25 protein-coding genes are annotated in these 24,838 nt (G+C 58.7%); 16 read left to right on the top strand and 9 right to left on the bottom strand.

From position 1 onward, the window contains the following. Positions 1-16: 16 nt before the first annotated feature. Positions 17-1,525 carry an NCS1 family nucleobase:cation symporter-1 gene (locus tag H7K52_RS11815; RefSeq protein ID WP_003852551.1) on the bottom strand — a complete coding sequence of 503 codons (1,509 nt, stop codon included), beginning with the start codon at positions 1,523-1,525 and terminating at the stop codon, positions 17-19. A gap of 143 nt (positions 1,526-1,668) precedes the next feature. Between H7K52_RS11815 and H7K52_RS11810 the strand changes: the two genes are divergently transcribed. The 3 genes from H7K52_RS11810 to puuE are packed head-to-tail and all read left to right on the top strand — an operon-like array spanning position 1,669 to position 4,105. After that, positions 1,669-2,391: a GntR family transcriptional regulator gene (locus tag H7K52_RS11810; RefSeq protein WP_182630070.1), complete on the top strand. Its 723-nt coding sequence runs from the start codon at positions 1,669-1,671 to the stop codon at positions 2,389-2,391. After that, positions 2,388-3,119 carry an allantoin racemase gene (hpxA, locus tag H7K52_RS11805; protein ID WP_182630069.1) on the top strand — a complete coding sequence of 244 codons (732 nt, stop codon included), beginning with the start codon at positions 2,388-2,390 and terminating at the stop codon, positions 3,117-3,119. The genes H7K52_RS11810 and hpxA overlap by 4 nt, the downstream gene beginning before the upstream one ends. A 32-nt stretch (positions 3,120-3,151) precedes the next feature. Next, entirely contained in the window at positions 3,152-4,105 is a 954-nt protein-coding gene (puuE, locus tag H7K52_RS11800) for an allantoinase PuuE (protein ID WP_039658999.1), read from the top strand. Positions 4,106-4,155: 50 nt separating this feature from the next. On the opposite strand, the gene hpxZ is transcribed toward puuE, so the two are convergent. From hpxZ to H7K52_RS11780, 4 genes are read right to left on the bottom strand one after another with little or no spacing between them, the layout of a single operon-like run. Then, positions 4,156-4,536, bottom strand: coding sequence for an oxalurate catabolism protein HpxZ (hpxZ, locus tag H7K52_RS11795; RefSeq protein WP_003852558.1), 381 nt, complete (start codon positions 4,534-4,536; stop codon positions 4,156-4,158). Continuing rightward, on the bottom strand, positions 4,536-5,933 hold the full coding sequence (locus H7K52_RS11790; RefSeq protein ID WP_078804135.1) for an AtzE family amidohydrolase: 1,398 nt from the start codon (positions 5,931-5,933) through the stop codon (positions 4,536-4,538). Before H7K52_RS11790 ends, hpxZ begins: the two co-directional genes overlap by 1 nt. Then, complete coding sequence (hpxX, locus tag H7K52_RS11785) at positions 5,930-6,112, bottom strand: oxalurate catabolism protein HpxX (protein WP_003852562.1); 183 nt, start codon at positions 6,110-6,112, stop codon at positions 5,930-5,932. The genes H7K52_RS11790 and hpxX overlap by 4 nt, the downstream gene beginning before the upstream one ends. A 12-nt stretch (positions 6,113-6,124) precedes the next feature. Continuing rightward, positions 6,125-7,711, bottom strand: a complete 1,587-nt coding sequence (locus tag H7K52_RS11780) for a gamma-glutamyltransferase family protein (RefSeq protein ID WP_140916034.1) — start codon at positions 7,709-7,711, stop codon at positions 6,125-6,127. A 151-nt stretch (positions 7,712-7,862) separates the two neighbouring features. On the opposite strand from H7K52_RS11780, the gene hpxU reads away from it, so the two are divergent. From hpxU to uraH, 9 genes are all read left to right on the top strand, one after another. Continuing rightward, a complete protein-coding gene (gene hpxU, locus H7K52_RS11775) occupies positions 7,863-8,702 on the top strand; it encodes a MurR/RpiR family transcriptional regulator HpxU (protein WP_078804136.1) in 840 nt (279 codons plus the stop codon). A gap of 191 nt (positions 8,703-8,893) precedes the next feature. Then, on the top strand, positions 8,894-9,679 hold the full coding sequence (locus H7K52_RS11770; RefSeq protein WP_003852569.1) for a transporter substrate-binding domain-containing protein: 786 nt from the start codon (positions 8,894-8,896) through the stop codon (positions 9,677-9,679). A 10-nt stretch (positions 9,680-9,689) separates the two neighbouring features. Continuing rightward, positions 9,690-10,358, top strand: a complete 669-nt coding sequence (locus H7K52_RS11765) for an amino acid ABC transporter permease (protein WP_008924825.1) — start codon at positions 9,690-9,692, stop codon at positions 10,356-10,358. Next, positions 10,358-11,014, top strand: coding sequence for an amino acid ABC transporter permease (locus H7K52_RS11760; RefSeq protein WP_033742952.1), 657 nt, complete (start codon positions 10,358-10,360; stop codon positions 11,012-11,014). The genes H7K52_RS11765 and H7K52_RS11760 overlap by 1 nt, the downstream gene beginning before the upstream one ends. After that, positions 10,995-11,726, top strand: a complete 732-nt coding sequence (locus H7K52_RS11755) for an amino acid ABC transporter ATP-binding protein (RefSeq protein ID WP_008924827.1) — start codon at positions 10,995-10,997, stop codon at positions 11,724-11,726. Before H7K52_RS11760 ends, H7K52_RS11755 begins: the two co-directional genes overlap by 20 nt. 220 nt (positions 11,727-11,946) lie before the next feature. Beyond that, positions 11,947-13,182, top strand: coding sequence for a pyridoxal-phosphate-dependent aminotransferase family protein (locus tag H7K52_RS11750; RefSeq protein WP_003852571.1), 1,236 nt, complete (start codon positions 11,947-11,949; stop codon positions 13,180-13,182). Further along, positions 13,179-14,432, top strand: coding sequence for an allantoate amidohydrolase (gene hpxK, locus H7K52_RS11745; protein WP_182630068.1), 1,254 nt, complete (start codon positions 13,179-13,181; stop codon positions 14,430-14,432). The genes H7K52_RS11750 and hpxK overlap by 4 nt, the downstream gene beginning before the upstream one ends. A 3-nt stretch (positions 14,433-14,435) precedes the next feature. After that, complete coding sequence (gene uraD, locus H7K52_RS11740; protein WP_003852573.1) at positions 14,436-14,930, top strand: 2-oxo-4-hydroxy-4-carboxy-5-ureidoimidazoline decarboxylase; 495 nt, start codon at positions 14,436-14,438, stop codon at positions 14,928-14,930. Beyond that, the gene (gene uraH, locus H7K52_RS11735) at positions 14,927-15,262 is read left to right on the top strand and encodes a hydroxyisourate hydrolase (RefSeq protein WP_003852574.1); all 336 of its coding nucleotides are present in this window, start codon (positions 14,927-14,929) and stop codon (positions 15,260-15,262) included. The genes uraD and uraH overlap by 4 nt, the downstream gene beginning before the upstream one ends. 11 nt (positions 15,263-15,273) lie before the next feature. On the opposite strand, the gene H7K52_RS11730 is transcribed toward uraH, so the two are convergent. After that, entirely contained in the window at positions 15,274-16,041 is a 768-nt protein-coding gene (locus tag H7K52_RS11730; protein WP_182630067.1) for an amidohydrolase, read from the bottom strand. Beyond that, positions 16,029-17,189 (bottom strand): pyridoxal phosphate-dependent aminotransferase, encoded by a 1,161-nt coding sequence (locus tag H7K52_RS11725; RefSeq protein ID WP_140033666.1) that lies wholly within the window; start codon positions 17,187-17,189, stop codon positions 16,029-16,031. The genes H7K52_RS11730 and H7K52_RS11725 overlap by 13 nt, the downstream gene beginning before the upstream one ends. Before the next feature lie 448 nt (positions 17,190-17,637). Here H7K52_RS11725 and H7K52_RS11720 point away from each other — a divergent pair, with 448 nt between their 5' ends. From H7K52_RS11720 to H7K52_RS11710, 3 genes are read left to right on the top strand one after another with little or no spacing between them, the layout of a single operon-like run. Then, on the top strand, positions 17,638-18,252 hold the full coding sequence (locus H7K52_RS11720) for a methylthioribulose 1-phosphate dehydratase (protein WP_182630066.1): 615 nt from the start codon (positions 17,638-17,640) through the stop codon (positions 18,250-18,252). Beyond that, positions 18,249-18,932, top strand: a complete 684-nt coding sequence (gene mtnC, locus H7K52_RS11715) for an acireductone synthase (RefSeq protein ID WP_003852578.1) — start codon at positions 18,249-18,251, stop codon at positions 18,930-18,932. The genes H7K52_RS11720 and mtnC overlap by 4 nt, the downstream gene beginning before the upstream one ends. Position 18,933: 1 nt before the next feature. Next, a complete protein-coding gene (locus H7K52_RS11710) occupies positions 18,934-19,476 on the top strand; it encodes a 1,2-dihydroxy-3-keto-5-methylthiopentene dioxygenase (protein WP_003852580.1) in 543 nt (180 codons plus the stop codon). 55 nt (positions 19,477-19,531) lie between these two features. Here the strand turns inward: H7K52_RS11710 and mtnA are convergent, their stop codons facing one another. After that, positions 19,532-20,554, bottom strand: a complete 1,023-nt coding sequence (gene mtnA / locus H7K52_RS11705; RefSeq protein ID WP_110411627.1) for an S-methyl-5-thioribose-1-phosphate isomerase — start codon at positions 20,552-20,554, stop codon at positions 19,532-19,534. Between the two features lie 121 nt (positions 20,555-20,675). Between mtnA and mtnK the strand changes: the two genes are divergently transcribed. Beyond that, complete coding sequence (mtnK, locus tag H7K52_RS11700; RefSeq protein WP_110411626.1) at positions 20,676-21,875, top strand: S-methyl-5-thioribose kinase; 1,200 nt, start codon at positions 20,676-20,678, stop codon at positions 21,873-21,875. Between the two features lie 375 nt (positions 21,876-22,250). Here the strand turns inward: mtnK and fadE are convergent, their stop codons facing one another. Further along, positions 22,251-24,701 (bottom strand): acyl-CoA dehydrogenase FadE, encoded by a 2,451-nt coding sequence (fadE, locus tag H7K52_RS11695; RefSeq protein WP_182630065.1) that lies wholly within the window; start codon positions 24,699-24,701, stop codon positions 22,251-22,253. Positions 24,702-24,838: the final 137 nt, after the last annotated feature.

The raw sequence follows: 24,838 nt of genomic DNA, 5'->3' as shown, positions 1-24,838 counted from the left end.
GGCTTTTTGCTGTCTGCTATTCAGCGACGGCTTGATTCTTCTGCGCCACTACCTCGCCATGCGCGCGGGTCACATCTTCAGCTTCACGATCTTCACGGGCGATAAAGCGATAGCAGCCCGCCGCCAGACCAGCACCAATGAACCAGCTGAAGTTCGCCACCTGATGCAGGGAAGGGATAAAACTAATCACCAGGCAAATCGCTACCGACGGCAGCAGCGCGCCAATTGCTTTGGGGTTAAAGCCACCGCGATACCAGTAACGACCAGATGGCGTGTCATTAAACAGATCGTCGACTGAGATACGGCCACGCTTAATCAGATAGAAATCGGTTAACAGAATCCCGAACAGCGGCCCGATAAAGGATCCCAGCACATCCAGGGTGTAGTGAATCAGCTCAGGCGACTGGAACAGGTTCCACGGCGTTAACAGCACTGAACCAACGGCGGCGATCATCCCACCGGTGCGGAAGCTGATTTTCTGTGGGGAACAGTTCGAGAAGTCAAACGCGGGTGAAACGAAGTTCGCCACGATGTTGATGCCGATGGTGGCGGTAATCATGGTCAGCAGACCAATCGCGACCGCCAGATCGTTGCCGACCATGCTCACGGTTTCGATAGGATCGGTAATCATTTTGCCAAACAGCGACTGGGTGCCCGAGACAATCACCACCGTCACCACAGAGAACAGCAGGAAGTTAAACGGCAGGCCCCAGCGGTTGCCGCGACGAATCTCGGACATATTCTTGCCGTAGCGTGAAAAATCACCGAAGTTTAACAGCGGCCCGGAGAAGTAAGAGACCACCAGCGCCGTGGCCGTAATCATCTGCCAGGTCTGTTCGCCTGCGGTCAGCGATTTGCTGGCGAGGGTAAAGGAGATGCCATCGAAGCCGGTCTTGTATACAATCCAGCCCGCCAGTGCCACCATCACCACATAGACCGCCGGTCCAGCGACATCAATAAACCGCTTAATGGCGTTCATGCCGTGCCAGAACACCATCGCCTGCAGTAACCACATAATGCCGAAACAGCACCAGCCCAGCAGCGACAGGCCCAGCCAGTGTGGCACGGTCATTGATGTCAGCGACGGCGCAAACTTCAGCAGCACCAGCATCAGGGCATTCGCCGCCAGATAGGTCTGAATGCCATACCAGGCGAACGCGATCAGCCCGCGAATCACCGCCGGAATATTGGCGCCAAACACGCCAAACGCCTGACGGCAGATCACCGCATAAGGGACACCCGCCATCTGGCTCGGTTTCGCCACCAGGTTGGCACAGATTTGCACGATGCAAATCCCGGCCAGCAGGCAGAGCAGCACCTGCCAGCTGGCTAATCCCAGCGTGAAGAAACTGGCGGCTACCACATAGCCGCCCATGCTGTGCACATCGGACATCCAGAAAGAGAAGATGTTGTACCACGACCAGTTCTGATTGCGAGTCGGTGCCAGGTCTTCGTTACAAAGCCGTGGGCTGTAACGGGCACTGGCTTCAGAGGCCGCGCTGGCCACCGTTGATTGTTTTGGCATGAAACCTGCTCCTGTACCTGAAAGTGGAATGAATAATCTGGTAAGACGGTATTGCAGGATTCAGGCCAGATCTGTTTTCTTGTATACAATATTTATTTTTCACGTATACGATAGTGGCACACAGCGAGCGACCGGAGCAGGTAATGACGAGTAAAACAGGCCAGCGAGACGCCACTCATCTGCAGGACAAAGATGAAGGGATTTACCAGGCGTTGATGAACGCTATTGTTGAGCACCAGCTGCCGCCAGGCAGTAAATTGCCGGAAGAGGCACTTTCCGGGGTCTTTGGGGTGAGTCGCACCGGCATCCGCAAAGTGCTGCAGCGCCTCGCGGCGGTGCAGATGGTCACCCTGACGCCCAAACGTGGTGCGCAGGTGGCGACACCCGGCGTTGAAGAGGCACGTGACATCTTCTCAACCCGCAGTTTAATGGAGTGCGCCAATCTGCCTGCGGTACTGGCGCATCTGCAGCCTCCGCATCTGGCGGCACTGGAGCATCTCATTGCACAGGAAAACCAGGCGCACGCCGATCATGATGGTCCGGCAGCCATCCGGCTTTCCGCCGCGTTTCATATTCAGCTACAGGCGATCTCCGGTAATCAGGTGCTCACCGGCATGGTGACCAGCCTGACTCAGCGCTCCTCACTGGTAATTGCCGCCTGGGGCGCGCCCTGGCAGCGCGGCTGTCGCTGTGACGATCACGCAAATCTTCTGGCGTTACTGCGCGCTCGTGCGCTGGAACCGCTGACTCTCGCGCTTCAGCATCACTTTGAGCACATCGTTTCCAGCCTGCACTTTGAGCGCAGCGGAGAAACCCTGCCCGATTTCTCCCGACTGTTTGCCTCAGTCTCTGGAGTCGCTTCATGAGTCTGATTCAGGTCATTAATCCCAACACCAGTCTGGCGATGACCGAAACTATCGCTCAGGCCGCGCGTGCGGTCGCCGCGCCGGGCACCGAAATTCTGGCGGTTTCGCCGTCGCAGGGTGTGCCCTCCATTGAAGGGCACTTCGATGAGGCGATCGCCGCCATCGGCGTGCTGGAGCAGATCAAGCTGGGCAGGGAGCAGGGTGTCAGCGGACATGTCATTGCCTGCTTCGGCGATCCGGGTTTACTGGCCGCACGCGAGCTGGCCAGCGGGCCGGTAATCGGCATTGCGGAGGCGGCGATGCATACCGCCACGCTGCTGGCGACACGCTTCTCCATTGTCACCACGCTGCCGCGCACGCTGGTGATTGCGCGTCATCTGTTGCAGCAGTATGGCTTTACCCATCACTGTGCCGCGCTGCATGCCATCGATCTGCCGGTACTGGCGCTGGAGGATCGCAGCGGTCTGGCGCAGGAAAAAGTGCGGCAGCGCTGTATTCAGGCGAAACGGGAAGATGGCAGCGGGGCGATTGTGCTGGGTTGTGGCGGAATGGCGACGCTGGCGGCTTCGCTGACCCAGGAGCTGGGCCTGCCGGTGATTGATGGCGTCAGCGCAGCGGTGAAAATGGTCGAGTCGCTGGTGGCGCTTGGTTTTGGCACCAGCAAACATGGCGATCTGGCCTGGCCTTTGCAGAAACCTCTCTCAGGTGCGTTTCAACATCTAAACTAACGGAACTTTCCCGAATCAAAACAGGTGGAGTAATGACTGACGCTGCAGAGAAGAAAGAGTACAGCTTTAACAAAAACTATCCGCGCGATTTAATCGGTTATGGCGCCAATCCGCCGCACGCCGCCTGGCCCAATAACGCCCGTGTGGCAGTGCAGTTTGTACTAAATTACGAAGAGGGTGCAGAAAACAGTGTGCTGCATGGCGATGCGGGCTCAGAGCAGTTCCTCTCCGACATCATCGGTGCAGCCAGCTATACCGATCGTCACATGTCGATGGAGTCGCTGTATGAGTACGGCTCCCGCGCCGGCTTCTGGCGCATCCACAATGAATTTCAGAAACGTGGTCTGCCGCTAACCGTGTTTGGTGTGGCGATGGCGCTGGCGCGTCATCCGGAAATTGTCGAGGCGATTAAACAGGCGGACTACGATGTGGTCAGCCACGGCTGGCGCTGGATCCACTATCAGGGCATGGATGCAAAAACTGAACGTCAGCATATGCAGCAGGCAGTGGATGTGCTGGTGGATCTGTTTGGGAAAGCGCCAACAGGCTGGTACACCGGGCGCGACAGCCCGAACACCCGTCGGCTGGTGGTGGAGCAGGGTGGGTTCAGCTACGACAGTGACTACTACGGCGATGATCTGCCGTTCTGGACGCAGGTTACCTGCCAGGATGGCACGGTAAAACCGCACCTGGTTATTCCTTACACCCTTGAGTGCAACGATATGCGCTTTGCCTCGCCGCAGGGGTTTAACACCGCCGAACAGTTCTTCACCTATCTGCGCGACACCTTCGATGTGCTGTATGAAGAGGGAGAGACGGCGCCGAAGATGATGTCGGTCGGCATGCATTGCCGCCTGCTGGGTCGCCCTGGCAAATTCCGCGCGTTGCAGAACTTCCTCGATCACATCCAGCAGCACGACGACGTCTGGATCTGTACCCGCCAGCAGATTGCTGACCACTGGATCGCAACTCACCCGGCACCTTAAGCCAGTTCCGGCGCTTGCCCCGTTCTGAACGGGAGCAGCGCCGGATGCCGTCAGCTCATCAGACTGACCTGCGCCGCCACGATGCACCAGCCGTGGGGCATTCGTACCCAGGTCTGCTGCTGACGACCAATCTTATCGCTACCAGGGCGGGTAAATTCGGTGCTGCAGACCGCATAATCCTCGCCAAAAGTCGTAATCACGGTGTTCCGTAGCGTCCGGTTCAGACCGGCTGAAGGACGCGCGGCACGGAAGGCCCGAATTTCATCAATGCCATACAGATTCTCACCCGCCCCAAGACGCACGGTTCGCGGGTCATGCCAGAAGAGCGCATCCAGTTCTTCCACGTCATTGCTGACCAGCGCCTGCTCGTAGCGATAAAACTGCGCCGTTACCTCGGTGAGCACCTGCGGTAAATTAATCTCTCTGTTCATCACGCTCCTGCCATATTCATTTGCGGCATCGTAATGCCCTGTTGTTCCAGTGCCCAGGCGGCGCGTAGTACTGCCTCTTCATTAAACGGACGGGCGATAAGCTGTAATCCAATCGGCAGGCCACTTCGGGTCGCCAGCGGCACGGTACAGACCGGCAATCCCAGGAAGGAGATCGGCTGCGTCAGCATTCCCATGCTCGCCTTGGCGGGCAGCGACTCACCCTGAATCGTCAGGGTTTGCTGACCGATAGTAATCGCGCTGCAGGGCGTCGCTGGGGCGATCAGCACATCGAACCGATCAAACAGCGGTAACACCTGCTGCTGAAAATGGCGACGGAAACGCTGTGCCTGCACATACCAGGCACCAGGCATCATGGCACCGGCCAGCAGACGCTCACGTGAGTTCGGTTCAAACTGCTCCGGCATCTGGCGCAGGGCAGGCAAATAGTGATTGCCGCCCTCGGCGGCGGTCATGATAAACGCCGCCGAGCGGGCCAGCTCCGCCTCCGGCATCAGCACCTCTTCCTGAGCCTCAAGCGCGGCTGCAACTGCCGCGACGGCCGCGCGGGCATCCTCATCGCACCAGCGGGCAAAAAAACCACCCAGTACGCCACAGCGCAATCCTTCGCTGCCCTGTGACAGCCCTGGCAGCGTCTCGGCCAGTGGACGGTCAGCCTGAAACGCGTCAGCGTGGTCTGCGCCCTGCAACAGGTCATACACCAGTGCCAGGTCCTCAACCCGGCGCGCCAGTGGGCCGATGTGATCAAGGCTGGCGACAAATGGATGGCTTCCGCTGCGTGACAGACGACCAAAAGTTGGCTTAAGACCAAAAATACCGCACAGCGACGCGGGCACCCGAATCGAGCCGTTGGTGTCGGTGCCCAGTGAAAAGTGGACCAGCCCGGCGGCCACGGCGGCGGCTGAACCGCCTGAAGAGCCGCCCGCCACGCGGCTCAGATCGCGCGGATTGTGCGTCGCACCATAGTGGCTGTTTTCGGTGGTAAAACCATAGGCATAGGCATCCATGTTCAGCATGCCCGACAGCAGTGCGCCCGCGTGACGCAGTTTCTCCACGGCAAACGCATCTGCCTGGGCCACGGGGCGATCGCGGAACAGGCTGGCACCGGCCAGTGTGCTGTGACCCGCCACATCAAACAGGTTTTTCACCGCATACGGGATGCCCGCCAGCGGTGGCAGGGTTTCGCCGCGCTGCCGCTGCGCATCAATCGCGCTGGCCTCTTTTAACATGCGCGGCCCGGTCACTTCCGTCCAGGCATTCAGCGCCGGATTATGCTGCTCAACGGCCTGCAGCGTGCTCTTCGCTACCTCCACCGCGCTGATCTCACCCTGCTGGATCGCCCGTTGCAGGCTCTGAATCGAAACATCACCTAATCTCATGCCTGGTATACTCCTGCCACTTCCAGCCGATCGTCCAGCGGAAACGCCATCAGCGGTGCCGCCATCTCCGCGATACGCGACAGCTGGATCAGCAGTTCAGCGCGGCGGGCGTCATCCAGTTCCAGTTGCAGTATCTGCTCCATATGGCCGATGTAGCTGGCCCAGTCGTGTTGATTCATGATTCGCTCCTGTTAAAAACCGGCAGCGCTGCCGTTACTGCGCGGATCGCTTGCGCCCTCAAACATGCCGTTGCTGTGACGCACGATGGCGCCCGCATGGCCCACGGATTCGCTGAAGTCCGGCAGCATTTCCACCTCATGTCCCCACAGACGCAGCATCAATACCGTTTCGTCGTCAAAACGGCCTTCCAGTTTCAGTGAGTCGGACGATTGACCCCAGGTCCGGCCCAGCAGCCAGCGCGGCGCACTGACCGCCTGCTGTAACGGCAGGCCCTGAATGACATGGCGGGTAAAAATCGCCGCCTGGGTCTGCGGCTGACCATCTCCGCCCATGGCGCCATACACCATTGTCCGGCCATCTTTCAGGCGCGCAGCGGCGGGATTCAGGGTATGAAACGGCTGCTTGCCGGGCGCAAGGGCGAGTAAGTGGTCAGGATCCAGGCTAAACGCCGCGCCACGGTTCTGCCAGGTAATACCGGTGCCGGGCAGCACCACACCACTGCCAAACTCGTGATAGATGCTTTGAATAAAGGAGACCGCCAGACCGCTGCTGTCCATCACGCCCATCCAGACGGTATCGCCCGGGCCGCGTCCGCTCCCCCAGGCTGCCGCCTCACCATCGGTGATCTGGCTGGCGAGTGTGGCAAGGTGATCGCTATTCAGCAGCGCCTGCAGATCTTCGGTAACGTGACGCGGATCGGTGATGTGTTTGTCCCGCAGCGCAAAGGCTTTCTTGGTGGCTTCAACGATGCGGTGCACCGTCTGCGCGTCATCAGCCTCCGCCATCGCCAGCCGGTCGGTGATGCCGAGGATTGCCAGCGACACCATGCCCTGCGTCGGCGGGGCGATATTCCAGATGTCGCCTTCACTGTGTGCGAGGTGCAGTGGCGTTGTGCGGCGGGCGCGATGCTGCTGCAGATCGTTCAGCGTCACCGGCATGCCCAGTGTCGCCATCTCGTCGGCCAGATGATGAGCCAGCGGGCCGCGATAAAAACTGTCGAGTCCCTCTTCGGTGAGCTGACTCAGGGTGTTCGCCAGTGCGGGCTGGGTAAAACGGCTGCCGGGCTGCGGCACCTCGCCGTCAGGCATAAACGTGGCGCTGAAGCCGGGCTGATGCTGCAACTCACTGCGGAACGTTGCGGTGGCGGCGCTCTGTGAAGCGGTCACAGGAATGCCGTCGGCGGCGTAGCGAATGGCATCACGCAGCAGACGAGCCAGCGGCAGCGGCGGGGTGCCCATCTCCTTAGAGAGCATCAGTGCCTCCTGCCAGCCACTGACTGTACCGGCTACGGTCAGCGCCGCTTTCGGTCCGCGATGTGGAATTTTCGGGTGATCGGCGTAAAAATCGCGGTGAGCCAGTGAACCTGCTGCGCCGCTGGCGTCGATAGCGACAGGATCACCACCGGGCGGCAGAATCAGCCAGAAACCGTCGCCGCCCAGTCCATTCATGTGTGGATAGACCACCGCGATAGTTGCGGCGGCGGCCACCATCGCTTCAATGGCATTACCGCCATCACGCAGTACCGCGAGTGCGCTTTCACTCGCCAGATGGTGCGGCGTCACCGCCATCCCCTGCGGGGCCATATTGCTTTGAATCATCGTTTTCTCATTCTTCGGGTGACAGAACCCATAACAAAGCAAGAGCTGTTCCAGTTTTCACCCTGCGATGACAATGCGCCGGTTAACCTGGCGTAAATTGTGCTAGGTTTTGCTAAACAAAAGTGCTGAAACAAAAGTTACAGGACGCCTTATGCAACAGCTTGATGAACGACTCAGAAGTCACTATCCCCAGCTCTCGCCACAGGAACAGCGCATTGCTGACTTCGTGTTTGACCATTTCGATGACCTGATCAGCTACAACAGCGCCGAGCTGGCGCGGCTCAGTGGTGTGTCGAAAGCCACAGTCAGCAGGCTGTTTAAGCGTCTGGGCTACGAGAAATACAAAGATATGCGTGATGAGTTACGCATCCTGCGTCAGAGCGGCATGCCGCTGACAGATAATCGTGATGCCGTGCAGGGCAATACCTTGCTGGCACGCCACTATAAGCAGGAAATGGCGAATCTGACGCAGTGGGTTAACAGCCTGGATGCACAGCACTTTAACGAGGTTATTCAGCAGCTGTCGCAGGCAAAACGCGTCTTTATCATCGGTATGCGCAATGCCTACCCGGTGGCGCTGCACCTGCGCCAGCAACTGGTACAGGCGCGTTCTCAGGTGCATATTCTGCCGCAGCCGGGCCAGACGCTGGCTGAGGAGCTGGTGGATATCACACCGGACGACATGGTCATCGTGATGGCCTTTCGTCGTCGTCCACGCATCATTCGCCCGCTGATGCAGCAGTTGCAGGCAGCCGGTATCCCGCTGCTGGCGCTGTGTGAGCCGCAGGCGCAGACGGTGATTACCCTGGCGCGGTGGCAACTCTGTACGCCGCTGGACAGCGTCTCCGCCTTCGACAGTTACAGTGCCGCCATGAGTCTGGTTAACCTGATTGCTAATGCCCTGCTGCATGAAATGCTGGCTCAGGGACGTCAGCGGATTCATCAGATCGCTGACCTGTATCAGCAGTTTGACGAACTGGAGCACCGTTAACAGGCACCGTTTTGGTGCTTTGCCCCATTTCAGAACACATCTTTCCCGGCGTAATCGTCCCGATTACGTCCAGTTTCAACGGAACTCTCTGCCCTCTAACCCTTTTTTAATTGCCACCCGCATTGGCACATTAGTTGCAGAATGCATCCCAAAGAATCTTTTGTTTCACGTTAATCTCACCGGGGTGCATAATGAAAAAAGTTTTAATGGCGGTAGCAGCTGCAGCATTACTGATGGCTCAGGCGGGAAGTGCGCTGGCCGATCAACTGCAGGACATCCAGAAGCGCGGTGTCATCCGCGTCGCTGTGCCGCAGGATTTCCCACCCTTTGGCTCGGTCGGCACTGACCTTCAGCCGCAGGGGTATGACATCGACACGGCGAAATATCTGGCAAAGCAGATGAAACTTAAGTTGCAGCTGGTGCCGGTCAGCAGTGCCAACCGCGTGCCTTATCTGCAAACTGACAAGGTCGATCTGGTTATCTCCAGCATGGGTAAAAATGCCGAGCGTGAGAAAGTGATCGACTTTACCCGTGCCTATGCGCCGTTCTTCCTGGGCGTATTTGGTCCGAAAGGTGATGAGATCAAAGCGGCGTCGGCGCTGAGCGGCAAGTCGATTGGCGTCACGCGCGGTGCGGTAGAAGACATGGTGCTCAGCGACGTTGCGCCGAAAGATGCGCAGATAAAACGCTATGAAGATAACAACACCACGTTGTCTGCCTATCTCTCCGGTCAGGTGCAATATGTCGCCACCGGTAACCTGGTGGTCGCCGCGATTGCACGCCAGAATCCGGCTAAAGCGCCTGTCGCGCAGTTTATGCTGAAAGATTCACCCTGCTTTATCGGCCTGAAGAAAGATGAGCCTGCGCTGAAAGCGAAAGTCAATGCGCTGATTGAGCAGGGCATCAAAGATGGCACTCTGAATAAACTGTCAGAAGAGTGGCTCAAAGCGCCGCTGCCCGCCAACCTCGGCGCCTGAGGACGGATTCATGACCGGGCAACTTAACTTTCCCGCCCTGTGGCCCTACTGGCCGGAGCTGCTCTCCGGTCTGTGGGTCACCCTCCAGCTGACGGTGCTGGCGACGACCGGTGGTGTGGCGCTGGGCATTGCGGGCGCGGCGCTGCGCAGTGGCAAACCCAGCTGGATGAGCCGCCTGTGGGGCATCTATGTCGAGCTGATCCGCAATACGCCGTTTGTGGTGCAACTGTTCTTTATTGTTTTCGGTCTGCCTGCGCTGGGGCTGAAACTCACCGCTGGCGAGGCGGCGCTGCTGGCGATGCTGATCAACCTTGGCGCTTACAGTACCGAGATCATCCGTGCCGGAATTCAGGTAACGCCCAAAGGGCAGTGGGAAGCAGGCCGGGTGCTGGGATTAACCCGCAGCCAGACATTTTTGCGGGTGGTGTTGCCACCTGCGCTGCAGCGCATTTACCCGGCGCTGGTCAGTCAGTGCATCATCGTGATGCTGGGGTCGTCGGTGGTGTCCCAGGTTTCTTATGAGGAGCTGACCTTCGCCGCTAACCTGATTCAGTCGCGCACCTTCTTAAGTTTTGAGGTCTATCTGGTGACCACGCTGATCTACCTGGCGTTGTCGATTGCGATGCGCCATCTGCTGCTGGCAATTGGCCGTAAATGGTTTGGAGTGCAGCCATCATGATGACGACCTTTACTGACTGGGACATCCTGCGCAACCTGCTGCTGGCGGCGCGCTGGACCCTGTTACTGTCGCTGGTGGCCTTTGCCGGCGGAACGCTGGTAACGCTGCCACTGCTGTTTCTGCGTCTGCTGCAACGCAAGTGGCTGACGCGCGTGATACGCGGTTACACCGCGCTGTTTCAGGGCACGCCGCTGCTGATGCAGCTGTTCCTGGCATTTTTCGGCGTCGGGCTATTCGGCATTGATGTCGCGCCCTGGACCGCAGCTTCGCTGGCATTGACCTTCTACACCAGCGCCTTTCTGGTGGACATCTGGTACGGCAGCATTCGCGCCCTGCCGAAAGGGCAGTGGGAAGCGTCGCGCTGCCTCGGCCTGACCTTTGGTCAGACGCTATGGCGGGTGGTGGCACCCCAGGCGATCCGCATCGGTATCGCGCCGACCGTGGGCTTTGCCGTGCAGGTGATCAAGGGCACCGCGCTGGCCTCAATAATCGGCTTCATTGAGCTGACTAAGGCGGGCACCATTCTGAACAACGTGACCTATCAGCCGTTTAAAGTCTTTGGGCTGGTGGCGCTGGGCTACTTCCTGATGTGTTATCCGCTGTCTCGCTACAGCCAGTATCTGGAGAAAAAATTCAATGCCGCTCATCACCATTAATCAGGTGCAAAAATATTACGGCGACAACCATGTGTTGAAAGGCGTGGATCTGGATATCGACATGGGCGAGGTGATCTCGATCATTGGTCGCAGTGGATCCGGCAAAAGCACGTTGCTGCGCTGTATGAACGGGCTGGAAGGCTATCAGGAGGGCAGCATCAAGCTCGGCGGGATGACGATTACTGACCGTGATTCGCAGGCGCGTGAAATCAGCCGCTCGGTCGGAATGGTATTTCAGAGCTTCAATCTGTTCCCGCACATGACGGCGCTGGAGAACGTGATGCTGGCGCCGCGCCGGGTGCTGAAGAAAAGCGAGGCCGAGTGCCGGGCGCTGGCGGCGCAGATGCTGGAGAAAGTCGGGCTGGGTGAACGTCTTGACTACTATCCTGCCAGCCTCTCTGGCGGTCAGCAGCAGCGCGTGGCGATCGCCCGTGCGCTGGCGATGACGCCGAAAGTTTTACTCTGTGATGAGATCACCTCCGCGCTCGATCCTGAACTGGTGGGCGAAGTGCTTAAAGTTCTGGAGCAGCTGGCGGCAGAGGGAATGACGCTGATCCTCGTCACCCATGAAATGAGCTTCGCCCGCGACGTGGGCGATCGTGTGGTCTTTATGCATCAGGGGCGCGTCTGGGAGCAGGGCGACAGTAAAACGCTGTTCGCCCAGCCGCAGACGCCGGAGCTGAAGCAGTTTATCTCTTCGGTTCGTCTCTAAATGTTTAGTTTGACAGGCGTTTATTGTTGCAGACAGTCTGACCACGGACAGCGCGGAACAACCGGAGCGTACACGAAGTACGTGAGGATGACTCGCTGTGCTCGCCCCTTCAGGGCCGCCCTTACGGGCGTTCAGGTTGCTAAAGCAGCCTGTGTGAGCACTGCCCGGGGCCAGAATGGCAAATAAAATAGCCTGTCGGGCATCAGAAAAGGAAATGATGATGGATATAACACAATACCCGCAACTCAATCCGCCACAGCGTCTGCTGATGGGACCGGGACCGATCAACGCCGATCCCCGCGTGCTGCGCGCCATGTCGAGCCAGCTGCTGGGTCAGTACGATCCCGCGATGACCCACTACATGAACGAAGTGATGGCGCTCTATCGCGGCGTGTTCCGCACAGAGAACCGCTGGACGCTGCTGATTGATGGCACCTCTCGTGCCGGCATCGAATCGATACTGCTCTCCGCTATCCGCCCTGGCGACAAAGTGCTGGTCCCGGTGTTTGGCCGCTTCGGTCATCTGCTGTGCGAAATTGCCCGCCGCTGTCGTGCGGACGTTCACACCATCGAAGTGCCGTGGGGCGAAGTCTTTACCCCGGACCAGATTGAAGATGCGATCAAAAAAGTGCGGCCACGCCTGCTGCTGACCGTGCAGGGCGATACCTCGACCACCATGCTGCAGCCACTTGAGCAGCTAGGGGCGATCTGTAAACAGTACGGCGTGCTGTTCTACACCGATGCCACCGCGTCGCTGGCGGGCAACCCGCTGGAAACGGATGCCTGGGGACTGGATGCCGTATCGGCGGGGATGCAGAAATGCCTGGGCGGCCCATCGGGCACGTCACCGATCACCCTGAGCGCAGAGATGGAAGCGGTGATCCGCAAACGCAAATGCGTGGAGCAGGGGATCCGCACCGAGGCGCATCAGGATGGAGATGATGAAATGATCTACTCCAACTATTTTGATCTCGGCATGATCATGGATTACTGGGGGCCGGAGCGGCTTAACCATCACACCGAAGCGACCAGTGCGCTGTTTGGCGCCCGCGAGTGTGCCCGTCTGATCCTGCAGGAAGGGCTGGATAACGGCATCGCTCGTCACAAACTGCATGGTGAAGCGATGCTGAAAGGCATTCAGGGAATGGGGCTGGAGACCTTTGGCGATCTGAAAAACAAGATGAACAACGTGCTGGGGGTGATGATCCCGTCAGGTGTCAACGGCGATCAGGTGCGCAAACTGATGCTGGAGGATTTCGGCATTGAGATTGGCACCTCATTTGGTCCGCTGCATGGCAAGGTGTGGCGCATCGGCACCATGGGTTACAACGCGCGCAAAGATTGCGTGATGCAGACGCTATCGGCGCTGGAAACAGTGCTGACTCATGTTGGTTATCGCACGCCGCAGGGCGCGGGTGCGCAGGCCGCCTGGGATCACTACGGGAGCCAGGCATGATGATGAGTGCCAGCGAAGCTCAGGCCGCTGCACAGCGCGTGATGGCGCGCTGTGATGCGCTGGCAGCGATCAGCGAAACGGCTGAGGGCCTGGCCCGCGTCTACCTGTCGGCGGAACATCTGCGCGCCAACGCCTGCGTCGGTGAGTGGATGCAGGCAGCGGGGATGCAGGTGTGGCAGGATGAAGTCGGCAATATCTGTGGGCGCTATGAGGCGGCAGAAGCGGGTGCGCCTGCGCTGCTGCTCGGCTCCCATCTCGACACGGTGCGCAACGCCGGCCGCTACGACGGGATGCTGGGCGTGCTCAGCGCCATTGAAACCGTACAGTGGCTAAATGAACATCAGCGCCGCCTGCCGCTGGCCATTGAGGTGATTGGCTTTGGCGACGAAGAGGGCACCCGTTTTGGCATTACGCTGCTGGGCAGTCGCGGGATTACCGGCAGCTGGCCGCAAAGCTGGGTGACACATCCCGACGGCAACGGCATTACTGTCGCGCAGGCGATGGCCGATGTTGGTCTCGACAGCGACAGGATCGCATCTGCGGCGCGGCGGGTTGAGGATATCGTCGGATATCTTGAGCTGCACATCGAACAAGGCCCCTGTCTGGAGCAGGAAGATCTGGCGCTGGGTGTGGTCACGGCGATTAACGGTGCGCGCCGCCTCAACTGTCGTTTCACCGGCGAAGCGGGCCATGCGGGAACGGTGCCGATGACGCATCGCAAAGATGCGCTGGCCGCCGCCGCCGAGTGGATGGTGTTTATCGAGCAGGCCACCCGTGAGCAGGATCCGCAGCTGGTCGCGACTGTGGGCACGATTAACTGCGCGCCGGGTGCAGTGAATGTGATACCCGGCGAGGTATCGCTGTCGCTGGACGTGCGCGGTCCGCTGGATAATCCGCTGGAGACGCTGCTCTCCAGCCTGCTAACGCAGGCTGAGGCGATTGCGCTGCGTCGTGGACTTCGCTTCGAGTCGAACGAATATTATCGCATCGGTGCTACCGCCTGTGACTCCGCGCTGCAACAGGCGCTGAGCCATGCAGTGGAAACGGTGCAGGGTCGCAGTCTGTCACTGCCGAGCGGGGCCGGGCATGACGCTATCGCTATCGCTGAACGCTGGCCGGTCGGCATGTTATTTGTGCGTAACCATCGCGGCATCAGTCATCATCCGGCAGAGTCGGTGGCGGTTGACGATGTGGCTCCTGCGCTGCAGGCTTATCTGGAAGCGGTCTCGCTGATTGCCGGACGGAGTTAAAATATGGAGTTAGCCACATTTAATCAGCTGTCAGCTGACGAGGCGCAGTCGGCCATCCGGCACTGTGTGGCGATCCCGCACTGGCAGCAGTCGATGGTGGCGGGCCGGCCTTTTGCCACCATTGAGGCGCTACTGGCCACTGCCGATGCGCTGGCTCGCCAGTGGCAGCAGCCCGAGCTGGAAGCGGCCTTGTCGGCCCATCCCCGCATTGGCGAACGCGCGAACGGCGCGGACAAAGAGTCTGTACTGTCGCGTGGGGAGCAGTCCGCGATGCAGCAGGCCGATTATGCTCTGCAACAGGCGATGCAGCAGGGGAATAAGGCTTATGAAGCGCGTTTTGGCCGGGTGTTTCTGATTCGTGCCAAAGGGCGCAGCGGCGAACAGATGCTCGCAGAGTTGCAGCGTCGGTTGCAGAATAGCGATGTTACCGAGCAGCAGGAGGCGCTGGATCAACTGCGTGAAATTACCCTGTTACGCCTTAAGGAGACGATTCAATGAGCACTGTGACCACCCATATTCTCGACACGGCGCTGGGTAAACCGGCCAGCGGCGTGGCGATTTCACTGGAGCAGAACAGCCCGGAAGGCTGGTTTCCGATTTCACAGGGTGAAACGGACAGCGACGGGCGTCTGAAAGATCTGACGCCTGAGCCGCTGACGCCGGGCCACTACCGTTTAACGGCGGAAATCGGCGACTATTTTGCCGTCGCCGGTCGGGATGCGCTCTACGTCAGTGCACAGATCGATTTTATGATCGCTGAGGCGGGCAGCCATTTTCATCTGCCATTTCTGATTTCGCCCTGGTCCTGGTCAACCTATCGCGGCAGTTAACCGGCGGTGGTTTACAGCGAAAACCGGTCTGCATCCTGCCAGGCCGGGAAGCGCTCGCGGTAAGCCTGAAGCGCGTCCAGTGACAGCTCGGCATCCAGCCGGGCGCGCTGATGCGGCTCGGCCGCGCTGAGGATCTCCCCCTGCGGTGAAATAATCTGGCTGTCGCCACTGTAGTGATGCTGATTGCCATCGCTGCCAACGCGGTTACAGCCTGCCACGTAAGCCTGATTTTCAATCGCCCGCGCTAACAGTAGCGCCTGCCAGTGCAGCGCACGTGGCGCAGGCCAGTTGGCGACATAGAGCGCCAGATCGTAATCATTGCGGTTGCGCGAGAAGACCGGGAAGCGCAGGTCGTAACAGATTTGCGGCAGAATGCGCCAGCCGCGCCACTCAAACACCTGCCGCTGTTCGCCGGGCTGATAGTGGTGATGCTCGTCCGCCATACGGAACAGGTGACGCTTGTTATACTGATGCAGCGTGCCGTCCGGTTCGACCAGCAGGAAGCGGTTTACCGCGCCGTGTTCTGTCTGAATTGCCGCGCTGCCGCCGACCAGGGCATCGGTGCTGCGGGCATGCTGGTGCAGCCACTCAACCACCTGCGCCTCTGGCAGCGAGCTTTTCGCCGCCTCCATCGCAAAGCCGGTCGTAAACATCTCTGGCAGGATAATCAGATCGCGTCCGGTAAGTCCGGCCAGTTGCGCGTCAAAATGGCGCAGGTTGGCCTCGCCATCCATCCAGCTCAGCGTCTCCTGCAATAGCGTGATTTTCAAAGCTGACATAAGCGCTCCGCGGCGGCATCTAATGTCGCCGGCTGTTTGGCAAAACAGAGGCGGATCAGTTTATGGGGGAAAGCATCGGCGCAGAACACCGACAGGGGTATCGCGGCGACGCCGACTTCACGGGTCAGCCACTGGCAGAAACTGACATCATCCCGATCGGAGATGGCGCTGTAATCGACCAGTAAAAAGTAGGTCCCTTCGCAGGGCAGAACCTTAAAGCGGCTGTTGCTCAGCGCCGTGGCCAGCCTATCGCGGCGATCGCGATAGAACGCTGGTAGCTCAAGATAGTGTTCCGGATGCTCACGCAGCATATCGGCGATTGCCAGCTGCGCCGGGGTATTCACCGAGAAGGTCAGGTATTGATGCACTTTGCGCAGTTCAGCGCTGATCGCCGCAGGGGCAATGCAATAGCCCACTTTCCAGCCGGTCATATGGAACGTCTTGCCAAACGACGACACCGCGATGGCGCGCTGACGCAAATCAGGATGGGCCAGCACACTGGCGTGGCCCGCCTCATCGAAGCAGATGTGCTCATAAACTTCGTCGCTCAGCACATAAACCGGATGCGCCGAAATCGCCTGCCACAGCGCGGCGAAATCGGATTGCTGCCAGACGGTAGCGGTAGGGTTGTGCGGCGTATTCAGAATCACCAGCCGGGTTTTGTCACTCAGCAGTGCAGCAAACGCCTGCCAGTCCACCCGAAAAGCGGGCGGCTGCAGCGTAATGCGTTTCATCACGCCGCCAGACAACTCCACCGCAGGCGCATAGCTGTCGTAGCTGGGATCAAAGCAGATCACCTCATCGCCCGGCCGCACCAGTGCGGTAATCGCCGCATAGAGCGCTTCAGTTGCACCCGCTGTCACCGTAATCTCCGCGTCAACATCCGGGCGGTAATCATAAAGTCGAGCGGTTTTCTCCGCTATCGCCTCGCGTAACGGCAGCGCACCGGTCATCGGCGCATACTGGTTCGCGCCCTGGCTGACGTGATACGCCAGCCGCTGCTGCAGATAGTCCGGGCCGCTGAAATCGGGAAAGCCCTGAGAGAGATTGATGGCGTTATGCTGCTGCGCCAGCGCACTCATCTGGCTGAAAATCGTGGTGCCGAGTAAGGGAAGTTTACTCTCGGGGATCAGGTTGTGCTGCGTCATGGTGTCAGGCCTTAAGCGCGAAAATTGATGCGGTGTCACCCGGTGTTTGTGCCACTATAAACAGGATGGTAGTATTTGGCAATCAAGACGCTTAGACGGCTAAATGCGTCATGCTCCACATCTCTTCTGCGTTGGCTGCGCTTGCTTACCCCGGTCACTGACGAGTGTCAGCTCCCGGGGATGCGCGCACTTGCCGCCTTGTCCTGCCGACATGCTCCGCGCGGCAGCGGCGTTGGCTACGCTTGCTTACCCCGGTCACTGACGAGTGTCAGCTCCCGGGGATAAGCGCGCTTGCCGCCTTGCTGACACACGGATCATTTGGCAGGACCCGGAGAAGATGATTCGAAAGTCACGTACGCTTGCTTGCTGTTTAACATTTTTGAGCTGTTGTATTTTCATTATCATTATCTGAGCCACCTGTGATCTCATTTCACCGCAAGGAACCTTTATGTCGCAGAGTCTTCCGTTAGATCAGCTGGTCGCCGCCTGTCACTGGATTGGCGAAAAAGGCTGGGCACCGGCCACCGGCGGAAATATGTCCGTGCGCCGCGATGAACATGTCTGCCTGCTGAGTGAATCGGGCAAAGATAAAGGCACGCTGACGCGGGATGACTTTATTGAGGTCGATATCGCCACCAGCCAGTCGCTCTCTGGCCGTAAGCCGTCGGCAGAAACCGGCCTGCACACGATGATCTATCGCCTCTTTCCTGAGGCGGGCGCGGTGCTGCACACCCACACGGTGAATTCGACCGTGCTGTCGCGGGTGGAGCAGGGTGCGGCGCTATTGCTGCACGGCTATGAGATGCAAAAATCGTTAAGTGGTCAGCATACTCATCTGGATACGCTGGCGATTCCCGTGTTCGACAATAGCCAGGATATCGCGGCGCTGGCGTCAGAAATTGAAGATTACGCCGCACGTTTTCCGCTGCATTACTGCTTTCTGCTGCGCGGCCACGGCTTAACCTGCTGGGGCCGGGATGTCAGCGAAGCCCGCCGTCATCTGGAAGGTCTGGAATTTTTATTTGAATGTGAACGTCAACGTCGCCTGCTGGAGAAAGCATGATTCGCGCCATTGTTACTGATATCGAAGGCACTACCAGCGATATCCGCTTTGTACATAACATCCTGTTTCCCTATGCCCGCAAGCATCTGCCGGATTTCCTGCGTGAAAATGCGCACCAGCCGGACGTGGCGGCCGCACTGCAGTCGGTGCGCGAAGAAGCTGGTCAGCTGCAGGCCGATCTGGCTGGCGTCACAGATATTCTGCTGGGCTTTATGGACCAGGATCGCAAATCGACCGGCCTGAAGGCGCTGCAGGGCATGATCTGGCGTGATGGCTACGTGAACGGCAGTTTTACCGGTCATCTCTATCCCGACGTCGTGCCTGCGCTCAGCCGCTGGAAGGCGCAGGGCATTGAACTTTATGTATATTCCTCCGGCTCGGTTGCGGCGCAGAAATTGTTATTTGGCTACAGCGACGAAGGTGATATTACTGGCCTGTTCAGTGGCTATTTTGACACCCACGTCGGCGCCAAACGCGACGTCGCGGCTTATCGCACTATCGCTGCTGACATTGGCCAGCCAGCGGAGCAGCTGCTGTTCCTCTCCGATATTCATCAGGAGCTGGATGCCGCCGCAGAGGCGGGCTGGCAGACGTTGCAATTACTGCGTGGCGATGCGGACAATGAGAGCCGCCATCGTCAGGTGACGGATTTTTCCCAGATTAACCCGGAGTCGATTTAGCATGAGCGCACTGACTATTTTTACCGACCGTGAAGCCAGCCAGCCGGTGTGGCACAGCACTGACGCGGAAGCGATTCGTGACCGCCTGAATGCCAAAGGTGTCCGTTTCGAGCGCTGGGAAGCCGATCGTGATTTGGGTGAAAATCCGGATCCCGAAACGGTGATCAACGCCTATCAGCATGCGATTGATCGGCTGGTGGCGGAAAAGGGCTATCAGAGCTGGGATGTGATCAGCATGCGTGCTGATAACCCGCAGAAAACCGTGCTGCGGGAGAAATTTCTCAATGAACATACGCACGGCGAAGATGAAGTGCGTTTCTTTGTCGAGGGGGCCGGGCTGTTCTGCCTGCATCTGGATGGCGAGATCCTGCAGATCCTCTGCGAAAAAAACGATCTGATCTCAGTGCCAGCAGGAACGCCGCACTGGTTTGATATGGGGTCGTCACCCCATTTCACGGCTATCCGTATTTTCGACAATCAGGAAGGCTGGGTGGCGAACTTTACCGGCGATAAGATAGCGGATGCCTATCCGCGTCTGGCGTAATCTGTCAGCCTGTTATGCGAGGCGTCTGCCATAGCGGCAAACGCCTCGCAGACCATTACTGCGGCTGGAAGATGCCGTCCTGTACCTGGTCAGGCGTCACCACGCCGGTGTCCAGCACCCAGCCGCTGATCAGCGCCGCTGGCGTCACGTCAAACGCCGGGTTATAAACCCAGGCTGCTTCTGGCGCCCACTGCACGCTGCCAAAACTGCCTGCAACGCCCGTCACTTCGCTGGCGGCGCGCTGCTCAATGGGAATCGCTGCGCCGTCAGGGCAGCTGCGATCCAGCGTGGTATGCGGGGCCGCCACGTAGAACGGGATCTGATGATAATGCGCCAGCACCGCCAGGCTGTAGGTGCCGATCTTATTGGCGACATCGCCATTGGCGGCAATGCGGTCAGCGCCGACCCACACCGCATCTACGTCGCCACGGGCCATGAGGCTGGCGGCCATGGAGTCGGTAATCAGGGTGTAGGGAACCGCCAGCTCGCCCAATTCCCAGGCGGTTAAGCGGCCGCCCTGTAACAGCGGACGGGTCTCATCAACCCAGACATTCTTAATCAGGCCCTGCTGATGGGCGCGGGCAATGACGCCCAGCGCGGTGCCTACACCCGCCGTTGCCAGCCCGCCGGTATTACAGTGAGTCAGCAGCTGGCTGTTGGGTTTCACCAGCGTGCAACCCGCATCAGCGATGGCATCACACAGTTGCTTATCCTCCTGCACCAGCCGCCAGGCTTCCTGAGCCAGCGCAGGAGCAAAGTCCGGCTGGGCCAGCGCCCCTTTCATTCGGTCAAGATTGTTCATCAGGTTGACGGCGGTAGGGCGCGCAGCGCGCAGGGTCTCCAGCGCCTGAGCCAGTTCAGCGCGCGGCTGCCCCTGTTCTGCCAGCAGCGCCAGCAGCAGTGAGGCAGAGAGGCCGATTAGCGGCGCACCGCGCACCCGCAGTGCATGAATATGTTCAATCAGTTGAGGCACGCTGTGTGCGGGCAGCCAGTTCTTCTGCTGCGGCAATGCCTGCTGATCCAGAATCCAGAGCTGATTGTCACGAACCTGTAAGCTGGTGGTTTGAAGTGTCTGCATTGTGGGTGAAATCCATGTTGCGTTAATGATGCGTATTGTGCCAACATGCTGAACGGATGTATAGACGTCTGAACGGCTTATTACACCTGAGTGACCCCCTTCGAATGATGAGGAACAGGCAATGTCGCAATACCGTACCTTTACTGCTGCTGATGCTGTGGAATATGCCCGACAATTTGGCGGCGTGGACAATCCTGCCGCGCTGAGCAGCGCAGAAGAGATTGGTGATGGCAACCTCAACCTGGTGTTTAAGATTTATGACGATCAGGGCATCAGTCGCGTTATCGTCAAGCAGGCACTGCCTTATGTGCGCTGCGTGGGGGAGTCCTGGCCGCTGACGCTGGATCGGGCGCGGCTGGAAGCGCAGACGCTGGTCGAGCACTACAAATATTGTCCGCAGCACACGGTGAAGATCACCCATTACGATGCGGAGCTGGCGGTGATGGTGATGGAAGATCTCTCCAGCCATCGCATCTGGCGTAGCGAGCTGGTGAAGGGCGCTTACTACCCGGAAGCGGCTCAGCAGTTAGGCAACTATCTGGCGCAAACCCTGTTTCATACATCCGATTTCATCCTGCATCCGCATCAGAAAAAAGCGGAAGTGGCGCGTTTCATCAATCCGGAAATGTGTGAAATCACTGAAGATCTTTTCTTCAACGATCCTTACACCAATCATGAGCGCAACAGCTATCCTGAAGCGCTTGAACCGCTGGTCGCCAGCCTGCGTAATGATGATGCCCTGCGCATCGCGGTGGGCGGTCTTAAGCATCGTTTCTTTGCTCACGCCGAAGCACTGCTGCATGGGGATATTCACAGCGGCTCGATTTTCGTTGCTGACGGCAGCCTGAAAGCGATTGATGCGGAATTTGGCTATTTTGGTCCCATCGGTTTTGATGTTGGTACTGCGGCAGGCAACCTGCTGATTAACTACTGCGGCCTGCCAGGTCTGCTGCCTCCGCGCGAAGCCGCCGATGCCCGCGAGCAGCGCCTCAGCGATGTGCATAAACTCTGGACGACGTTTGCTTCAGGCTTCCTGGCGCTGGCGGCAGAGAAAACCCGCGATGAGGCGCTGGCTTATCCAGGCTATGCGGAAGCGTTTCTGCGTAAAGTATGGGCCGATACCATCGGTTACTGCGGCACTGAGCTGATTCGCCGCACGGTGGGAATGTCACATGTGGCGGATATGAAGCTGATTGCCGATCCGGCGATGCGCACTGACTGCATCCGTAATGCGATTAACCTGGGTCGCACGCTGATTCTGGCAGCCGATCACGTCGAAGATGTGGATGCGCTGATTGCCCGCATCCGTCAGGCAGGATAAAAAAAGCCGACATGATGTCGGCTTTCAGGTAAATCAAAAGCTGGCTATAAGAGTGTGCCCGCGCCGGTAACAGGGACAGATCGGAAAGTCGCTAAAGCCATCCCTGGCTCGCTCGGCCCGCGTCGTCCTGACGCGGGACGCTTTCCTCTTCTGACCCTGTTCCCTGCGCTTTGGGCTTAATTATTGCGGCCAGATTTCCCCTGATTTGGCATAGTGCCGCCCTACTGATGAAGAGCGCTGAACTTCAAGCGATGGGACCATACGCCTGGAATAAAGCATCGCGGGCCATGGATGGCCCGCGCTGAGCATGCAATGGATGGCGTTTTTGCGTCTTTACGGAAGGCGTATGCTCCCTGAGCCGATGCAACGCTAACCCTATGCCGCCTCACTCGCGCGTGATGCAGGCTGAGGGGCTTTCTCGGGCACCGGTACTGCCAGTGCCTCCGGCTCAAACTCATCGACGTTAATCGAACGCAGACGGCTGACTTCGGCACGCTGCAACACTTCCGCCTCTTTGGCATCAATCCAGCCCTGATCCAGCGCACGCTTCGCCAGCGCGTCCAGACGGGTAAAGGAGAGGTGCTGCTTCGTCTGTTTGCACAGCCTGTCATGAATCACTTCTGCCGCCATCACATCCTGCAGCGCCTGTTCCAGCTGACCGGCAGGGTTATGTTTACTCGGCGTCAGGTACATGCCACGGCCCAGTCGGCTGCGGGTGGCTGACGGCTGCTGCAGCATTTTTGCCAGCTGATGATCCAGACGGTCAGACGGAGCAGGGCAGTGATGACCGCCAGCGAAAATCGTCATCCGCAAGGCGCCCGCCACCAGACGGTTCGGGAAGTTACGCAGCAGATCGTCAATAGCCACTTCTGCCTGATGCAGCGCATCCTGTACGCCCCAGTGAACCAGCGGCAGATCGGCTTCGTTGCGACCTTCATCGTCATAACGTTTCAGGGTTGCGGAGGCCAGATAGAGCTGACTCAACACATCGCCCAGACGCGCCGAGATACGCTCGCGACGTTTCAGGCTGCCACCCAGCACCGCCATCGACACATCAGAGAGCAACGCCAGGTTGGCACTGATGCGGTTCAGGTGCTGGTAATAACGGCGGGTGCCATCGCGGGTCGGGCTGGCGCTGGTGCGTCCGGCAGTTAAGCCCAGCCACAGGCTGCGCATCGTGCTGCTGCCCACATGACCGATATGGCTGAACAGCGCCTGATCGAACGCATTCACATCGTTGCTGGCTGCCGCCGCCATCTCCTGCAGTACATAAGGATGGCAGCGAATCGCGCCCTGACCAAAGATAATCATGCTGCGCGTCAGAATGTTCGCGCCTTCCACGGTGATAGCGATCGGCGCACCCTGATAGGCACGGGCCAGGAAGTTACTGTTCCCGAGCATAATGCCTTTACCGCCGGCAATATCCATAGCGTCGATAATGGCGCGCTGACCGCGATGGGTGCAGTGATATTTCACAATCGCCGACAGCACCGCCGGTTTTTCACCCTGCATAATGCCGGCTGTGATCAGCGTAGCGGCCGCATCCATCACATAAGCATTACCCGCAATGCGCGCCAGCGGCTCTTCAATCCCTTCCATCTTACCGATTGAGACGCGGAACTGGCGGCGGATATGGGCATAAGCACCTGTTGCCAGCGCCACACTTTTCAGGCTGCCGGTTGAGTTCGATGGCAGCGTAATGCCGCGACCCACTGACAGACATTCCACCAGCATCCGCCAGCCCTGGCCGGCCATTTCCGGACCGCCGATAATATAGTCAATCGGCACAAAGATATCGTTGCCGCGTGTCGGCCCGTTCTGGAACGGCACGTTAAGCGGGAAGTGGCGATGGCCAATTTCCACACCGGGCGTGTTGGTCGGAATCAGCGCACAGGTAATACCAGGATTCTCATTGTCGCTGAGCAGATGATCCGGGTCGGAAAGTTTAAACGCCAGGCCCAGCACGGTGGCGATCGGTGCCAGTGTAATGTAGCGCTTGTTCCAGGTCAGGCGCATACCCAGCACCTGCTGACCTTTCCATTCGCCCATGCAGACGACGCCAGTATCGGGGATCGCGCCGGCATCTGAACCTGCTTCCGGGCTGGTCAGCGCAAAGCAGGGGATCTCATCGCCGCGTGCCAGCCGGGGCAGGTAATGATTTTTCTGCTCTTCGGTGCCGTAGTGCTGCAGCAGTTCGCCCGGACCCAGTGAGTTAGGCACACCCACAGTAATCGCCAGAATCCCGGAGACGCCCGACAGCTTTTGCAGCACACAGGCTTGTGCATAGGCAGAGAAATCGAGGCCGCCATACTCTTTTTTAATGATCATCGCGAAGAAACGATGCTCTTTCAGATATGCCCAGAGTTCCGGCGGCATATCGGCCAGCTCATGGGTGATCTGGAAATCGTTGGCCATGCGGCACGCTTCTTCGACCGGGCCATCAAGAAAGGCCTGCTCCTCGGCAGTCAGGCGTGGCTGAGGATAGTTGTGCAGCTTCTGCCAGTCCGGTTTGCCCTGGAACAGATCGCCTTCCCACCAGGTGGTACCCGCATCGATGGCCTCTTTCTCGGTGCGCGACATCGGCGGCATTACTTTCTGGAAGCGCTGAAAGATCGGCGTTGAAAAGAGGCTGCGGCGCAGCGACGGCAGGTTAAACGGCAGCAGAATGATCGCCAGTGGCAGCAGCAGCCATGGCGTCCAGAGATGCGTAACAGCCATCGCCGCAGTCCACAGCAACAGAATGGCGCTGCTGAGCCGTAACGACAGGCGGTGGTAGAACAGGGCGCCAATCAGCGCCACCGTGGCAAGTATCGAAACAACCATCATAATGAACCGCTCCAAGTAGTAAGAGGTCTGACCTGTTATACAGAGAGGTTTAGAGCAGTTGAGAGCATTTATCAATTTGTTTACATCGCAATTACAACCTGCCTCACAAAAACCTGTTTTAGCCCATTTTTGCAGCA

The sequence above is a fragment of the Pantoea hericii genome (assembly GCF_014155795.1).
GTDB lineage: Bacteria > Pseudomonadota > Gammaproteobacteria > Enterobacterales > Enterobacteriaceae > Pantoea > Pantoea eucalypti.
Note: the sequence above shows the minus strand (reverse complement) of the source record. Positions and strands in the feature narration are given on the sequence as shown.

What these genes read in the sequence shown, in the direction of transcription:
- H7K52_RS11755 (WP_008924827.1), top strand. Translation starts at nt 10,995, where the DNA reads ATGCCGCTCATCACCATTAATCAGGTGCAAAAATATTACGGCGACAAC.
- hpxU (WP_078804136.1), top strand. Translation starts at nt 7,863, where the DNA reads ATGCAACAGCTTGATGAACGACTCAGAAGTCACTATCCCCAGCTCTCG.
- H7K52_RS11750 (WP_003852571.1), top strand. Translation starts at nt 11,947, where the DNA reads ATGGATATAACACAATACCCGCAACTCAATCCGCCACAGCGTCTGCTG.
- H7K52_RS11730 (WP_182630067.1), bottom strand. Translation starts at nt 16,041, where the DNA reads ATGTCAGCTTTGAAAATCACGCTATTGCAGGAGACGCTGAGCTGGATG.
- hpxK (WP_182630068.1), top strand. Translation starts at nt 13,179, where the DNA reads ATGATGATGAGTGCCAGCGAAGCTCAGGCCGCTGCACAGCGCGTGATG.
- H7K52_RS11710 (WP_003852580.1), top strand. Translation starts at nt 18,934, where the DNA reads ATGAGCGCACTGACTATTTTTACCGACCGTGAAGCCAGCCAGCCGGTG.
- H7K52_RS11815 (WP_003852551.1), bottom strand. Translation starts at nt 1,525, where the DNA reads ATGCCAAAACAATCAACGGTGGCCAGCGCGGCCTCTGAAGCCAGTGCC.
- mtnA (WP_110411627.1), bottom strand. Translation starts at nt 20,554, where the DNA reads ATGCAGACACTTCAAACCACCAGCTTACAGGTTCGTGACAATCAGCTC.
- hpxZ (WP_003852558.1), bottom strand. Translation starts at nt 4,536, where the DNA reads ATGAACAGAGAGATTAATTTACCGCAGGTGCTCACCGAGGTAACGGCG.
- H7K52_RS11780 (WP_140916034.1), bottom strand. Translation starts at nt 7,711, where the DNA reads ATGATTCAAAGCAATATGGCCCCGCAGGGGATGGCGGTGACGCCGCAC.
- H7K52_RS11790 (WP_078804135.1), bottom strand. Translation starts at nt 5,933, where the DNA reads ATGAGATTAGGTGATGTTTCGATTCAGAGCCTGCAACGGGCGATCCAG.
- H7K52_RS11760 (WP_033742952.1), top strand. Translation starts at nt 10,358, where the DNA reads ATGACGACCTTTACTGACTGGGACATCCTGCGCAACCTGCTGCTGGCG.
- mtnK (WP_110411626.1), top strand. Translation starts at nt 20,676, where the DNA reads ATGTCGCAATACCGTACCTTTACTGCTGCTGATGCTGTGGAATATGCC.
- hpxX (WP_003852562.1), bottom strand. Translation starts at nt 6,112, where the DNA reads ATGAATCAACACGACTGGGCCAGCTACATCGGCCATATGGAGCAGATA.
- uraH (WP_003852574.1), top strand. Translation starts at nt 14,927, where the DNA reads ATGAGCACTGTGACCACCCATATTCTCGACACGGCGCTGGGTAAACCG.
- H7K52_RS11765 (WP_008924825.1), top strand. Translation starts at nt 9,690, where the DNA reads ATGACCGGGCAACTTAACTTTCCCGCCCTGTGGCCCTACTGGCCGGAG.
- mtnC (WP_003852578.1), top strand. Translation starts at nt 18,249, where the DNA reads ATGATTCGCGCCATTGTTACTGATATCGAAGGCACTACCAGCGATATC.
- uraD (WP_003852573.1), top strand. Translation starts at nt 14,436, where the DNA reads ATGGAGTTAGCCACATTTAATCAGCTGTCAGCTGACGAGGCGCAGTCG.
- fadE (WP_182630065.1), bottom strand. Translation starts at nt 24,701, where the DNA reads ATGATGGTTGTTTCGATACTTGCCACGGTGGCGCTGATTGGCGCCCTG.
- H7K52_RS11770 (WP_003852569.1), top strand. Translation starts at nt 8,894, where the DNA reads ATGAAAAAAGTTTTAATGGCGGTAGCAGCTGCAGCATTACTGATGGCT.
- puuE (WP_039658999.1), top strand. Translation starts at nt 3,152, where the DNA reads ATGACTGACGCTGCAGAGAAGAAAGAGTACAGCTTTAACAAAAACTAT.
- H7K52_RS11725 (WP_140033666.1), bottom strand. Translation starts at nt 17,189, where the DNA reads ATGACGCAGCACAACCTGATCCCCGAGAGTAAACTTCCCTTACTCGGC.
- H7K52_RS11720 (WP_182630066.1), top strand. Translation starts at nt 17,638, where the DNA reads ATGTCGCAGAGTCTTCCGTTAGATCAGCTGGTCGCCGCCTGTCACTGG.
- H7K52_RS11810 (WP_182630070.1), top strand. Translation starts at nt 1,669, where the DNA reads ATGACGAGTAAAACAGGCCAGCGAGACGCCACTCATCTGCAGGACAAA.
- hpxA (WP_182630069.1), top strand. Translation starts at nt 2,388, where the DNA reads ATGAGTCTGATTCAGGTCATTAATCCCAACACCAGTCTGGCGATGACC.